The organism is Streptomyces sp. NPDC085481 (genome assembly GCF_044541845.1).
Taxonomy (GTDB): domain Bacteria; phylum Actinomycetota; class Actinomycetes; order Streptomycetales; family Streptomycetaceae; genus Streptomyces.
This window is the reverse complement of the sequence record NZ_JBITTJ010000002.1, coordinates 272,168-284,791: the sequence shown is the minus strand read 5'-3', so window position 1 is coordinate 284,791 and position 12,624 is coordinate 272,168. Positions and strand designations below refer to the sequence as shown.

Below are 12,624 nucleotides of genomic sequence, written 5' to 3'. Positions count from 1 at the left end.
CGAGCTCAGGCCCTTCCTCGGGGTTGTCCGCGCCCCGGGTGGTCGTATGGACGGCGGGAGTTCCTGACTCACCGGCCCCGGAACACGGGACCGGCTCACAGTGGCGGGACCGCGCCGGATTCACACCGGGCTTCCTCCCCGGGGTCCTGGGACCCCATGCCGATCTGCATCCTAGATCGTGGCGCGGTCGGTGGGGCGGGGGCGGGGAGTCGGCCGGGTCACACCGCCGGGGGGCGGCGCCGCCGCGCCGGGCCCGCCGCGGCACCTCGCGTCCCCCGCGTCGCGCCCGTCACACCCGTCGTCCGAGCAGGTGGGAGCGGACGTGGCCGTGGGTATGCTCGCCGCCATGCCGGCCACCCCACGCACCTCGCCCGAACCGGGCGAACCTCTCATACGGGACCGCGGCGACGCCTGCCCGGGTGCGCTGCGCCTGCACTCCGCCGACGACGGCCGGCTGGCCCGACTGCGGCTGCCCGGCGGGCGGTTGACGGCGCATCAGGTCGAGGTCCTCGCCGACGCGGCGGAGTCGCTCGGCGACGGGTGCGTCAGCGTCACCTCGCGCGGGAACGTGGAGCTGCGCGGGCTCGGTGAGGGCTGTGGCGGTGCGCTGGCCGGCCTGCTCGACCGGGCCGGGCTGCTGCCCTCCCCCACCCACGAGCGGGCCCGCAACATCGTCGCCTCGCCGGCCGCGGGGCTGGACGGACTCGGGTACGCGGACGTGCAGTTGTGGGCCCGGGAGCTGGACGCCCTGCTGTGCGCCGAGCCCTGGACGGCGGCGCTCTCGGGGCGGTTCCTGTTCGTCCTGGACGACGGGCGGGGCGATGTCGCGGGGCTCGGCGGGGATGTGACCTTGCTCGCAGAAGGGCCGACGGTGCTGCTGCGCGTCGGCGGGCCGGTCCTCCGCATCGCCGCCGCCGACGCGCCCCGTGCCGCCCTCGCCGCCGCCGGGGCGTTCCTCGACGCCGCCCGGGCCGCGGGCAACGGGGCCTGGCGCGTGCGCGAGCTGCCCGAGGGGCACCGACCGGACCCGGCCGGCGCCCTGGCGCGCGCCGGGATCGGCGCCGAGCCCGTACCCGTACTCCCGCGGCCCGTACCCCCGCCGCTCCTCCCCGGACCCCTCGGACCCCGCGCCCTGCACGTCCTCGCGCCGCTCGGGCGGCTGACCGCCGCTCAGCTGCGGGCGCTGCTGCCGGCCGGCGAGGTGCGGTTCACGCCCTGGCGCGGGGTGGTCGTCGCCGCCGGGCACGGACGGCTCGCCGAGCTCGCCTCGTACGGGCTGATCACCCGCCCCGACGCGCCCTCCGTCGGCGTCAGCGCCTGCACCGGTCGCCCCGGCTGCGCCAAGTCGCTCGCCGACGTGCGGGCGGAGGCCGCGCGGGCGCCCCGGGGGGAGCTGCCCGTGCACTTCTCCGGGTGCGAGCGGCGCTGCGGACACCCACACGGCGCCTGGGTCGACGTCCTCGCCACCGGTGACGGCGACTACCTGGTGGACGGCGTCCCCACCCCCCGTACCTCCCTGACCGAAGCAGTAGCCACGGCCCGCACCACGAGATGAGCGAGAACAGGATGTTCGAGTACGAGAAGGACGGCACGGAGATCTACCGCCGGTCCTTTGCCACGATCCGCGCCGAGGCGGACCTCGCGGGCCTGCCCGCCGACGTCGCGCAGGTCGCGGTGCGGATGATCCACGCCTGCGGCATGACCGACCTCGTCCGGGACATCGCCTACTCGCCCGGCGTGGTGGCCGCGGCCCGCGCCGCCCTGCGCGCGGGCGCGCCCATCCTGTGCGACGCGCAGATGGTCGCGAGCGGGGTCACCCGCAAGCGGCTGCCCGCCGGCAACGACGTGGTCTGCACCCTGTCCGACCCGTCCGTCCCGGCGCTCGCCGCCGAGCTCGGCACCACGCGGTCGGCGGCGGCCATGGAGCTGTGGCGGGACCGGCTCGAAGGGTCGGTCGTGGCCATCGGCAACGCTCCGACGGCGCTGTTCCACCTCCTGGAGATGGTGGCGAAGGGCGCGGGCCGGCCCGCGGCCGTCCTCGGCATCCCGGTCGGCTTCATCGGCGCCGCCGAGTCGAAGGACGCCCTGGCGGCCCAGGAGCTGGGCCTCGAGTACCTGGTCGTGCGGGGCCGGCGCGGCGGCAGCGCCATGACCGCGGCCGCGATCAACGCGATCGCCCACGAGGCGGAGATCCAGGAGACCCGGGAGACCCAGGCATGAGCGGGAAGCTGTACGGGGTCGGGCTCGGGCCCGGCGACCCGAACCTGATGACGGTCGCCGCCGTGAAGGCGATCGCGGCCGCCGACGTGATCGCGTACCACTCGGCCCGCCACGGGCGGTCCATCGCCCGGTCGATCGCGGCCGAGCACCTCCGCGAGGACCACATCGAGGAGCGGCTGATGTACCCGCTCACGGTGGAGACCACCGACCACCCCGGCGGCTACCGCGGCGCCCTCGACGACTTCTACGAGGAGGCCTCGGAGCGGCTCGCCGCCCACCTCGACGCCGGGCGCACGGTCGCCGTGCTCGCCGAGGGCGACCCGCTGTTCTACGGCTCGTACCAGCACATGCACAAGCGGCTCGCGCACCGCTACGACACCGAGGTCATCCCCGGCGTCACGTCGGTGAGCGCGGCCGCGGCGCGGCTCGGGGAGCCGCTGTGCGAGGCGGAGGAGGTGCTGACGATCATCCCCGGCACGCTGCCGGAGGACGAGCTCACCGCGCGCCTCGCGGGCACCGACTCGGCCGTCGTGATGAAGCTTGGCCGGACCTTCCCGACCGTGCGGCGCGCCCTCGAGCGGGCGGGTCGCCTCGAGGACGCGCGGTACGTGGAGCGCGCCTTCATGGCGGGGGAGCGGACCGAGCGGCTCGACGAGGTGGACGCGTCCTCCGTGCCGTACTTCTCGGTGGCGGTGCTGCCCTCGCGGATCGACCGGACCCCGCCGGTACGGGAGCGGGGCGAGGTCGTCGTGGTCGGTACGGGGCCGGCCGGGGCGCCCTGGCTGACCCCCGAGTCGCGCGGCGCGCTCGTCAACGCCGACGACCTGGTCGGCTACACGACGTACCTCGACCGGGTCCCGGTGCTGCGCGCCGGGCAGCAGCGGCACGGCTCGGACAACAAGGTCGAGTCGGAGCGGGCCGAGTTCGCCCTCGACCTGGCCCGGCGGGGGCGGCGCGTGGCCGTCGTGTCAGGCGGGGACCCGGGGGTGTTCGCGATGGCCACGGCGGTCCTGGAGGTGGCGGCGGAGGAGCGGTACGCCGACGTGCCCGTACGGGTCCTGCCGGGCGTGACCGCGGCCAACGCGGCCGCCGCGGCCGCGGGCGCGCCCCTCGGGCACGACTACGCGACCATCTCGCTCTCCGACCGGCTCAAGCCGTGGGAGGTCATCGCCCGGCGGCTGCGCGCCGCCGCGGAGGCCGACCTGGTGCTCGCCCTCTACAACCCAGGCTCGAAGTCCCGCACCCACCAGGTGGCCGCGGCGCGCGAGCTCCTCCTGGAGGTGCGCTCGCCCGAGACGCCGGTGGTCGTCGCCCGTGACGTCGGCGGCCCGGAGCAGTCGGTGCGGGTGGTGACCCTGAAGACCCTGGAGCCGTCCGAGGTCGACATGCGCACGCTGCTGCTGATCGGCTCCTCGCAGACGCGGGTCACCGAGCGCGGCGACGGCCGGGCCGTCACCTGGACGCCACGCCGGTACGGCTGAGAGTGCACGGGGCCGCCTCCCGCTGTCGGGGGGCGGTCGCCACGGACAGCGATGATGACGCGTCCTCGGCCGCGGTCACGGAGTCGGGGACCCCGTCTGCCGGGTGAACGTGCCGAGCCCCTCGGTGTTGAGGTACTCGACGGTGAAGGACTTCCCGTCCGGGGTGAAGGTGACCCCGGTCGGGCCGACGGCGTTCTCGCCGGCGGTCTCGAAGCTGAACGTGTCGCCGTCGTAGTGCGTGAGCCGGTACGTCTGGGGCTTCGGCCCCAGACTCAGCGTCAGGGCGCCGTCCCCGCCGGCGACGACCTCCGCCCGCCCGTAGTAGTCGCTGTCGTACGTGCCCGCGTAGGTGTCGGCGGCCTTCGCGGGCTTGGCGCCGGACGGCGGGTGGGCGTAGTCGGTCATCGACCGGCCCGCGTCCGCCTCCTGCGCGTACAGCGCGTCCACGATGGGGATCCAGTCGCGGCTGATGTCACCGGTCTGCGCGATGTCGAAGAAGTCGAGGGCGACGGCGTCGGCGACACCGACCGGTGCGGTGTTGGTCAGGACGACGATGCCGAGCTGCTCGCCCGGCAGCATCGTCACGTTGGTGTGCGCGCCCTCGGCGAACGCTCCCGTGTGCGAGAGCCGGAGCCGGCCCTCGTCGTCGTAACTCACGTTCCAGCCGAGGCCGTAGAAGCCGGTCCTGGCGGCCGGGGCGTGGGGCGGGTTGGCGATCGACTCGGGCCAGTGGGTGCGCTGGAGGGCCTCGGCGTCGATGATCTGCCGGCCGTCGAGCTTGCCGTCGGCGAGCTGGAGGCGCAGCCAGGTCGCCATGTCACGGGCGGTGGAGCTGACACCGCCGGCGGGGGACTGGGCGTCCGGGTCCCGTACGAACTCGGCCTTCCAGGTTCCGTCGGCGGCCTTGACGTGCCCGTAGGCCCGGTCGGAGGCCTTCACGTAGTCCTCGAAGCGCGAGCTGGTGGAGTTCATGCCGGCCGGCTTGTAGAGGGTGTCGGCGGCGAGCTTCTCCCACGGCACGCCCTTCTCGTCGGCGACGGCCTGGGCGGCCGCCGTCAGGCCGAAGTTGGTGTAGGCGTAGCTCGCGCGGAACGGGGAGAGGGGCTCGTAGCGCAGGTGGGACAGGATGTACGCGCGGTCGTAGCCGAGGTCCTCGAGGAGGTCCCCGGCATGGTCGGGCAGGCCGCTGCGGTGCGAGAACAGGTCGGCGACCGTCACGTGGGAGGTGACCCACGGGTCCTTGAGGGCGAACTCCGGCAGGTCGGGGGCGACCGGCCTGGTCCAGCCCTCGGTGCCCACCGCTCCGGAGACGACGGTGGAGGCGATCGGCTTCGAGACGGAGGCGAGCTGGAAGACGGTGTCGGCGTCGACGGGGGCGCTCTCGCCCGCCTTGCGGACGCCGTACCCCTTCAGGTGGAGCACCTTGCCCTGGTACACGACGGCGACGGACACGCCCGGCACTCCGGTGCGCTTCATGGCCGACTCGACGACCCCGTCGATTCGGTCGACGGCCCGGTCCACGTCCGCCCGGTCGAGCTGGGGCGGCGGCTGGGCCGGGGGCGGCGTGGGTCCGGGGGCGGTGGCGCCGAGGAGCGCCGTCAGCCCGGCCGCGGCAAGCCATCGAACGGTGACCACGTCTTCCATTCAAAGCCCTGGGGTTCGCCCTGTCGCGCGGGCACCTCGTGAGCGCCCGGGAGCACGCTCAGCCCCGTAGCCAGGCGGCGGCCTCCTCCGGGGTCGCCGCCGTCCGCACCCCCTGCGGCACCGGGGGGCGGCGGACGACGACGACGGGGACGCCCGCCTCGCGGGCGGCCCGCAGCTTGGGGGCGGTCGCCGCGCCCCCGCTGTCCTTGGTCACCAGGACGTCGATCCGGTGCTCGGCGAGCAGCGTCCGCTCCCCTTCGAGGGTGAACGGGCCACGGTCCAGGAGCACTTCGGTACGGGCCGGGACCGGCCCCTCGGGCGGGTCGACGGAGCGGACCAGGAACCATTCGGGGCGGTCGGCGAAGGCGGCGAGGCCCATCCGGCCGGTCGTCAGGAACACCCTCTTCCCGAGGCCGTCGAGACGGTCCGCCGCCTCGGCCAGGGAGCCCGTCTCGTGCCAGCGGTCGCCCTTCACCGGGACCCAGCCGGGACGGCGCAGCGCGAGCAGGGGAACATGGGCGGTGGCGGCCGCGCCGGCCGCGTTGAAACTGATCCGCTCGGCGAAGGGATGGGTGGCGTCGATGACCGCGTCCACGTGGTGCTGCCGTATCCACCCGGCGAGTCCCTCGACCCCGCCGAACCCGCCGACCCGCACTTCGCCCGCCGGCAGCCGGGGCGCCGCGACCCGCCCGGCGAGGGAGCTGGTGACGCGGACGGTCCCGTGGAGCAGTCCGGCAAGGACCCTGGCCTCGGTCGTTCCCCCGAGGATGAGTACGTGCATGGGAGTCCATCCGTGAGTTCCGGCGGCGGGCGTGAGGCCCAACTCAAGCACACCGGTCTGCGCCCCGGCTGGACGACCGGTGCGTGCGCGACGGCGGCGACGACCGCCGCGTACACGGCGCTGCTGACGGGGGACTTCCCTGATCCGGTGACGATCACGCTGCCGAAGGGCCAGCGGCCGTCGTTCGCGCTGGCGTCCGAGGCGCTGACGGCGGACGCCGCGATGGCGGCGGTGGTGAAGGACGCGGGCGACGACCCCGACGTGACGCACGGGGCGGTGATCCGCTCGACGGTACGGCGGCTGCCGCTGGGCTCGGGCGTGGTGTTCCGGGCGGGCCCCGGCGTCGGCACCGTCACCCTGCCCGGGCTGCCCCTGGAGGTCGGCGAGCCGGCCGTCAACCCGGTCCCGCGGCAGATGATGCGCGACCACGTGGCCGAGGTGGCGGCGGCGCACGGCGGGAGCGGCGACGTGGAGATCACGATCTCCGTCGACAACGGCGCGGAGATCGCCCGCTCCACGTGGAACCCACGGATCGGCATCCTGGGCGGCCTGTCGATCCTGGGCACGACGGGCATCGTCGTCCCCTACTCGTGCTCGGCGTGGATCGACTCGATCCGCCGGGGCGTGGACGTGGCGAGGGCGGCGGGCCTGACGCACGTGGCGGGCTGCACGGGCTCCACATCGGAGAAGACGGTCGGGACCCTGTACGACCTCCCGGAGATCGCCCTGCTCGACATGGGCGACTTCGCGGGCGCGGTCCTCAAGTACGTCCGCCGCCACCCCGTGGACCGGCTGACGATCTGCGGCGGCTTCGCGAAGCTCTCCAAACTGGCCGCCGGCCACCTGGACCTCCACTCGGCCCGCTCCCAGGTCGACAAGCCCTTCCTGGCCGCCCTCGCCCGCACCGGCGGCGCCTCCGCCGCCCTCGCCACCGAGATCGCCGACGCCAACACGGGCCTCGCCGCCCTCCGCCTCTGCGAGTCCGCCGGCGTCCCCCTCGGCGACCTGGTCGCCACCCGCGCCCGCGAGGAGGCCCTGACGGTGCTGCGGGGCGCGCCGGTCGCGGTCGACGTGGTCTGCATCGACCGCGCGGGCACGGTGGTGGGCCGCTCGTCGGTGGCGGGGCCGTAAACCACGCGACGGGGCGCCGGCGAGGCCGCAGAATGCCGGGATGACCGACTTCCTCCACAAGCCCACGCTCGCCGGGGAGCTCGTCGTCCTGCGCCCCGTCACCGAGGACGACGTTCCCGCGTTGCGGCCGATGTTCGACGACCCCGAGATCGGCCGGCTGACCGGGCTGCACACCCGTTTCGACGACGCGGCCCTGCGGGCCTGGTACGGCTCCCGGGGCGCGCAGGACGACCGGCTCGACCTCGCCGTGGTGGAGCGGGCGACCGGGGCGGTCGTCGGGGAGGCGGTGCTCAACGAGTGGGACCCGGCCAACGAGAGCTGCGCGTTCCGGATCTGCCTCACCCCGGCCGGGATCGGCCGCGGGCTCGGCACGGAGGCGACGCGGCTGATCGTGGACCACGCCTTCGAGGGCCTCGGGCTCCACCGCGTATGGCTGGAGGTGTACGCGTTCAACCCGCGGGCCCGGCGCGCCTACGAGAAGGCCGGGTTCCGGGCGGAGGGCGTGCTGCGCGGGGCGCTGCTGTGGGAGGGGGAGCGGGTGGACGCGACGGTGATGGCGGTGCTCGCGCCGGAGTGGGCGGCGGCGGGCGGGGACACCGTCAGGGCCTCCTGAGCCCTCCGCGACGCCCTCGGCGACGGCCCTCGGCACGCCCCCCCCGTGACGCTCGTGCCCGGCCTCCGGCCCGAGGTGCGCCCCCCACCCCCCGAACCTAGGCTTACCAGGGCACAGGTCCCACCCCGGAGGGAGTACAGCCATGTCGAAGCGCGGTAACAAGCGCCGGGCCCGCAAGGGCAAGAAGGCCAATCACGGGAAGCGGCCGAACACCTGACACCCCCCAGGTTCGGGCCCGGGGCGGTCAGCAGGTGTGGCGGTCCCGGGCCGGGTCGTAGAGGTGGCTGTCGCGGAATTCCGAGGCGGCCAGGGTGCGGCCCACGATGATCACGGCGGTCTTGGTGATGCCGGCCGTCTTCACCTGGTCCGCGATGTCCTCCAGGGTGCCCCGCAGGACGAGCTCGTCGGGGCGGCTGGCCATGGCCACGACCGCGGCCGGGCAGTCGGTGCCGTAGTGGGGGGTCAGTTCCGACACGATGCGGTCCACGTAGCGGGCTCCCAGGTGCAGGACCAGGAGCGCGCCGCTGCGGCCCAGGGTGGCCAGGTCCTCGCCCTCCGGCATCGGGGTGGCCTGCTGGGCGATGCGGGTGAGGATGACCGTCTGGCCGACCGTCGGCACGGTCAGCTCCCGCTTCAGCGCCGCCGCGGCCGCCGCGAACGCCGGGACGCCGGGGACGACCTCGTACGGGATGTCCAGCGCGTCCAGGCGCCGCATCTGCTCCGCCACCGCGCTGAAGACGGACGGGTCGCCCGAGTGCAGGCGCGCCACGTCCTGGCCCGCCTCGTGCGCCGCGGCGATCTCCGCCACGATCTGGTCCAGGTCCATCCGGGCCGTGTCGATCAGCCGCGCGTCCTCGGGGCACTGCGCGAGGAGCTCGCGGGGGACGAGCGAGCCGGCGTAGAGGCAGACGCCGCAGGCGGCGAGGGTGCGGGCGCCCCGCACGGTGATCAGGTCGGCCGCGCCCGGGCCCGCGCCGATGAAGTAGACGGTCATGCTCCAGCTCCTGCTTTCGTTACGGACCACTGTGTGACCGGCATCGCCTGCCGCCATCCGGTGAAGCCGCCCACGGGCACGGCGGCGGCGACGGCGAGCCGTACGAGCTCCCCGCCGTGGCGGCGGTAGGCGTCCGCCAGCAGCGCCTCGGACTCCATGGTCACCGTGTTCGCGACCAGCCGGCCGCCGGCGGGCAGCGCCTCCCAGCAGGCCTCCAGCAGGCCCGGGGCGGTCAGGCCGCCGCCGATGAAGACGGCGTCGGGCGTGGGGAGGCCGGCGAGACCGCCGGGGGCGGCCGCGGTGACGACCCGCAGCGTCGGGACCCCGAGGGCGGTGGCGTTGCGTGCGATCCGGGCGGCCCGCTCGGGGTCCTTCTCGACGGCGATCGCCCGGCAGGAGCGATCGGTCCGCATCCACTCGATGCCGATGGAGCCGGAGCCGCCGCCGATGTCCCACAGCAGCTCGCCGGGGGCGGGCGCGAGGGCGGCGAGGGTCGCGGCGCGGACGTGGCGCTTGGTGAGCTGGCCGTCGTGCTCGTACGCCTCGTCCGGCAGGCCGGGGACGGCGCCGAGCCGCAGCGCCTCGGGCGCGCGCACGCAGTCGAGGGCGATCACGTTGAGGGCGTCGAGCCGCTCGTCGTCGGACCAGGTGGCGGCCGTGCCGTCGACGAGCCGTTCGTAGGGGCCGCCGAGCTGTTCGAGCACCCGCATCCTGCTGCCGCCGTACCCCTTCTCCCGCAGCAGAGCCGCGACCTGCGCCGGGGTGTGGCGGTTCGCGCTGAGCACCAGGAGCCGCACCCCGTCGTGGAGCGAGGCGGTGAGGGAGGCGAGCGGGCGGCCCACCAGGGAGACGGTCTCGACGGCTTCCAGGGGCCAGCCGAGGCGGGCGCAGGCGTACGAGACGGAGGACGGGTGCGGCAGGACGTGAAGGCGGTCGGCGCCGACGGTCTCGGCGAGGGTGCGGCCGATCCCGTAGAACGTCGGGTCGCCGCTGGCGAGGACCGCGATCCGGCGTCCCTCGTGGTCGGCGAGCAGTCCGGGGACGGCCGGGCGCAGGGGGGAGGGCCAGACGACGCGCTCGCCGGGGCAGCCGTCGACCCCGTGCAGCAGGGCGAGCTGGCGGCGGCCGCCGATGAGGACCTCGGCGTCGCGCAGGGCCCGGCGGGAGGCCTCGGGGAGCCCGTCCCAGCCGTCCGCGCCGATTCCGACGACCGACACCACCGATATCGCAGCGTTCACGTCCGGGACTCTACGTGAGGCGGGCCGAGGCCCTGCCGGACGGTCACTTCTGGGCGTTCTGCCCCACGTAGAAGAGCAGCCAGACGAAGCCCGCGAACGCGTGCGTCGCGAAGACGTACACGAAGACGCGGAGCATCACGCCCCGCTCCTTCCAGCGCTCGTTGTCGTGCGTGTCCTCGGCCATGCCCTCCAGGGTACGGGCGGAATAGCGGGGAGGGGTGCACCGTTGGACGTGATGGTTTAAGGTTCAACCATCAGTTCCGAAAGGCGAGAGGTGAGCACGATGCAGTTCGGGATCTTCACCGTCGGTGACGTGACGACCGACCCCACCACCGGCCGTACCCCCACCGAGCACGAGCGGATCAAGAACACCGTCGCCATCGCGCTCAAGGCCGAGGAGGTCGGCCTGGACGTCTTCGCGACCGGCGAGCACCACAACCCGCCGTTCGTCCCGTCCTCCCCCACCACCCTCCTCGGGCACATCGCCGCCCGCACCGAGAAGCTGATCCTGTCGACGTCCACGACCCTCATCACCACCAACGACCCGGTGAAGATCGCCGAGGACTACGCCACCCTCCAGCACCTCGCCGACGGCCGCGTCGACCTGATGATGGGCCGCGGCAACACCGGACCGGTCTACCCGTGGTTCGGCCAGGACATCCGCCAGGGCATCCCGCTCGCCATCGAGAACTACGCGCTCCTCCACAAGCTGTGGAGGGAGGACGTGGTCGACTGGGAGGGCAGGTTCCGCAGCGCGCTCCAGGGCTTCACGGCCACCCCGCGCCCGCTCGACGGCGTACCGCCGTTCGTCTGGCACGGCTCCATCCGCTCCCCCGAGATCGCCGAGCAGGCCGCCTACTACGGCGACGGCTTCTTCGCCAACCACATCTTCTGGCCCAAGCAGCACACCGAGAAGATGGTCCGCCTCTACCGGCAGCGGTACGCGCACTACGGCCACGGCACCGCCGAGCAGGCGATCGTCGGCCTCGGCGGCCAGGTCTTCCTGCGCAAGAACTCCCAGGACGCGGTACGCGAGTTCCGCCCGTACTTCGACAACGCCCCCGTCTACGGCCACGGCCCGTCCCTGGAGGAGTTCAGCCGCGAGACCCCGCTGACCGTCGGCTCGCCGCAGGAGGTCATCGAACGCACCCTGTCCTTCCGCGAGTACGTCGGCGACTACCAGCGCCAGCTCTTCCTCGTCGACCACGCCGGGCTGCCCCTGAAGACGGTCCTGGAGCAGCTCGACATCCTCGGCGAGGAGGTCGTGCCGGTGCTCCGCAAGGAGTTCGCCGGCCTGCGCCCGGCCGGCGTGCCGGAGACCGCACCGCTCCACCCCGCCGTGCGCGGCAACCAGGAGGCCTGAACCGTGCAGACCCTCAAGCTCGTCGCCGTCTCCGCCGGCCTCGGCTCACCCTCCTCCACCCGGCTGCTCGCCGACCGGCTCGCCCAGGCGGCCCGCTACCGGCTGGCCGAGCGCGAGTACGCCGTCGACGTCCAGGTGGTCGAACTGCGCGACCTCGCGGTCGACATCGCCCACAACTTCACGACCGGCTTCCCCTCCGGCCGCCTCCAGGAGGCCATCGACGCGGTGACCGGCGCGGACGGGGTGATCGCGGTGACCCCGGTGTTCACGGCCTCGTACAGCGGTCTGTTCAAGTCCTTCTTCGACCTGATCGACCCGGCCGCGCTGACCGGCACCCCGGTGCTGGTCGGGGCGACCGGCGGCACCGCCCGCCACTCGCTCGTGCTCGACCACGCGCTGCGGCCGCTCTTCGCCTACCTGCGGGCCCTCCTCGTCCCGACCGCCGTCTACGCGGCCTCCGAGGACTGGGGGACCGGCGGCGACGAGTACACCGAGGGGCTGCCGGACAGGATCACCCGGGCGGGGTACGAGCTCGCGGACACGGTCGCCGAGAAGGCCGCCGCCCGGCCCGCCCGGCCCGCCCGGCCTGACGACGCGAGCCAGGACGCTGACTCTGACCCTGGCTCTGCCCCTGGCTCTGCTCCTGACGCTGACCCTGACGCGTACGAGATCATCCCGTTCGAGCGACAGTTGGCCGGTCTGCGCCTCGCCTGACCCGCGCCGGCCGGAAGCGGCGTCCGCCATGCGCCCGGGGGGCTCCGGGCGCATGATGCCCCCATGGACATCAAGCTCGAACTGATCGGCGTGCCCGTCACCGACATCGACCGCGCCAAGGCCTTCTACGAGCGGGTCGGCTTCCACGCCGACCACGACGTGACCGTCAGCGACGACATCCGCTTCGTCCAGATGACCCCGCCCGGCTCGGCCTGCTCGATCGCCTTCGGCAAGGGCATCACCGAGATGACCCCGGGCTCCCTCGACAACATGCAGGTCGTCGTCACCGACATCGAGGAGGCGCACGCCGACCTGAAGGGCCGGGGCGTCGAGGTCACCGGGATCGACGACCAGCCGTGGGGTTCGTTCGTCTACTTCACCGACCCCGACGGCAACCGCTGGGCGGTCCAGCAGACCACCCCGCGCAACCGCTGACCGACTGCGG

14 protein-coding genes and 1 riboswitch are annotated in these 12,624 nt (G+C 74.2%); of the genes, 9 read left to right on the top strand and 5 right to left on the bottom strand.

Translation table 11 applies throughout. From position 1 onward, the window contains the following. Positions 1-38 precede the first annotated feature (38 nt). Positions 39-173, bottom strand: a riboswitch (cobalamin riboswitch). A gap of 161 nt (positions 174-334) precedes the next feature. The 3 genes from ACIGEZ_RS07145 to ACIGEZ_RS07135 are packed head-to-tail and all read left to right on the top strand — an operon-like array spanning position 335 to position 3,701. Continuing rightward, complete coding sequence (locus ACIGEZ_RS07145; RefSeq protein ID WP_399827584.1) at positions 335-1,555, top strand: cobalamin biosynthesis protein CobG; 1,221 nt, start codon at positions 335-337, stop codon at positions 1,553-1,555. Beyond that, complete coding sequence (locus ACIGEZ_RS07140; RefSeq protein ID WP_399826837.1) at positions 1,552-2,220, top strand: precorrin-8X methylmutase; 669 nt, start codon at positions 1,552-1,554, stop codon at positions 2,218-2,220. Before ACIGEZ_RS07145 ends, ACIGEZ_RS07140 begins: the two co-directional genes overlap by 4 nt. Further along, complete coding sequence (locus ACIGEZ_RS07135; protein ID WP_399826834.1) at positions 2,217-3,701, top strand: precorrin-2 C(20)-methyltransferase; 1,485 nt, start codon at positions 2,217-2,219, stop codon at positions 3,699-3,701. Before ACIGEZ_RS07140 ends, ACIGEZ_RS07135 begins: the two co-directional genes overlap by 4 nt. A 75-nt stretch (positions 3,702-3,776) precedes the next feature. Here ACIGEZ_RS07135 and ACIGEZ_RS07130 read toward each other — a convergent pair whose 3' ends face one another. Continuing rightward, the gene (locus ACIGEZ_RS07130) at positions 3,777-5,336 is read right to left on the bottom strand and encodes a serine hydrolase (protein ID WP_399826831.1); all 1,560 of its coding nucleotides are present in this window, start codon (positions 5,334-5,336) and stop codon (positions 3,777-3,779) included. Positions 5,337-5,403: 67 nt separating this feature from the next. Then, the gene (locus ACIGEZ_RS07125) at positions 5,404-6,126 is read right to left on the bottom strand and encodes a cobalt-precorrin-6A reductase (protein ID WP_399826828.1); all 723 of its coding nucleotides are present in this window, start codon (positions 6,124-6,126) and stop codon (positions 5,404-5,406) included. A gap of 12 nt (positions 6,127-6,138) precedes the next feature. Here ACIGEZ_RS07125 and ACIGEZ_RS07120 point away from each other — a divergent pair, with 12 nt between their 5' ends. From ACIGEZ_RS07120 to ACIGEZ_RS07110, 3 genes are all read left to right on the top strand, one after another. Then, positions 6,139-7,257, top strand: a complete 1,119-nt coding sequence (locus ACIGEZ_RS07120) for a cobalt-precorrin-5B (C(1))-methyltransferase (protein WP_399826826.1) — start codon at positions 6,139-6,141, stop codon at positions 7,255-7,257. A 40-nt stretch (positions 7,258-7,297) separates the two neighbouring features. Next, the gene (locus ACIGEZ_RS07115; RefSeq protein WP_399826823.1) at positions 7,298-7,870 is read left to right on the top strand and encodes a GNAT family N-acetyltransferase; all 573 of its coding nucleotides are present in this window, start codon (positions 7,298-7,300) and stop codon (positions 7,868-7,870) included. A gap of 142 nt (positions 7,871-8,012) precedes the next feature. Further along, positions 8,013-8,087, top strand: a complete 75-nt coding sequence (locus ACIGEZ_RS07110; protein ID WP_391953216.1) for a 50S ribosomal protein bL37 — start codon at positions 8,013-8,015, stop codon at positions 8,085-8,087. Between the two features lie 27 nt (positions 8,088-8,114). On the opposite strand, the gene cobM is transcribed toward ACIGEZ_RS07110, so the two are convergent. The 3 genes from cobM to ACIGEZ_RS07095 are packed head-to-tail and all read right to left on the bottom strand — an operon-like array spanning position 8,115 to position 10,286. After that, complete coding sequence (gene cobM, locus ACIGEZ_RS07105) at positions 8,115-8,864, bottom strand: precorrin-4 C(11)-methyltransferase (RefSeq protein WP_399826821.1); 750 nt, start codon at positions 8,862-8,864, stop codon at positions 8,115-8,117. Continuing rightward, positions 8,861-10,102, bottom strand: a complete 1,242-nt coding sequence (cbiE, locus tag ACIGEZ_RS07100) for a precorrin-6y C5,15-methyltransferase (decarboxylating) subunit CbiE (RefSeq protein ID WP_399826819.1) — start codon at positions 10,100-10,102, stop codon at positions 8,861-8,863. The genes cobM and cbiE overlap by 4 nt, the downstream gene beginning before the upstream one ends. Positions 10,103-10,145: 43 nt before the next feature. Beyond that, positions 10,146-10,286: a DUF6126 family protein gene (locus tag ACIGEZ_RS07095; protein WP_399826817.1), complete on the bottom strand. Its 141-nt coding sequence runs from the start codon at positions 10,284-10,286 to the stop codon at positions 10,146-10,148. A gap of 99 nt (positions 10,287-10,385) precedes the next feature. Here ACIGEZ_RS07095 and ACIGEZ_RS07090 point away from each other — a divergent pair, with 99 nt between their 5' ends. From ACIGEZ_RS07090 to ACIGEZ_RS07080, 3 genes are all read left to right on the top strand, one after another. After that, positions 10,386-11,465, top strand: a complete 1,080-nt coding sequence (locus tag ACIGEZ_RS07090) for an LLM class flavin-dependent oxidoreductase (protein WP_399826815.1) — start codon at positions 10,386-10,388, stop codon at positions 11,463-11,465. 3 nt (positions 11,466-11,468) lie between these two features. Next, a complete protein-coding gene (locus ACIGEZ_RS07085) occupies positions 11,469-12,179 on the top strand; it encodes an FMN reductase (RefSeq protein ID WP_399826812.1) in 711 nt (236 codons plus the stop codon). A gap of 63 nt (positions 12,180-12,242) precedes the next feature. After that, the gene (locus ACIGEZ_RS07080; RefSeq protein ID WP_399826810.1) at positions 12,243-12,614 is read left to right on the top strand and encodes a VOC family protein; all 372 of its coding nucleotides are present in this window, start codon (positions 12,243-12,245) and stop codon (positions 12,612-12,614) included. Positions 12,615-12,624 lie beyond the last annotated feature (10 nt).

Bases quoted from the DNA above. Each gene is read 5' to 3' on its own strand.
- ACIGEZ_RS07095 (WP_399826817.1), bottom strand. From the start codon at position 10,286: ATGGCCGAGGACACGCACGACAACGAGCGCTGGAAGGAGCGGGGCGTG.
- ACIGEZ_RS07125 (WP_399826828.1), bottom strand. From the start codon at position 6,126: ATGCACGTACTCATCCTCGGGGGAACGACCGAGGCCAGGGTCCTTGCC.
- cobM (WP_399826821.1), bottom strand. From the start codon at position 8,864: ATGACCGTCTACTTCATCGGCGCGGGCCCGGGCGCGGCCGACCTGATC.
- ACIGEZ_RS07145 (WP_399827584.1), top strand. From the start codon at position 335: ATGCTCGCCGCCATGCCGGCCACCCCACGCACCTCGCCCGAACCGGGC.
- ACIGEZ_RS07135 (WP_399826834.1), top strand. From the start codon at position 2,217: ATGAGCGGGAAGCTGTACGGGGTCGGGCTCGGGCCCGGCGACCCGAAC.
- ACIGEZ_RS07080 (WP_399826810.1), top strand. From the start codon at position 12,243: ATGGACATCAAGCTCGAACTGATCGGCGTGCCCGTCACCGACATCGAC.
- ACIGEZ_RS07115 (WP_399826823.1), top strand. From the start codon at position 7,298: ATGACCGACTTCCTCCACAAGCCCACGCTCGCCGGGGAGCTCGTCGTC.
- ACIGEZ_RS07090 (WP_399826815.1), top strand. From the start codon at position 10,386: ATGCAGTTCGGGATCTTCACCGTCGGTGACGTGACGACCGACCCCACC.
- ACIGEZ_RS07140 (WP_399826837.1), top strand. From the start codon at position 1,552: ATGAGCGAGAACAGGATGTTCGAGTACGAGAAGGACGGCACGGAGATC.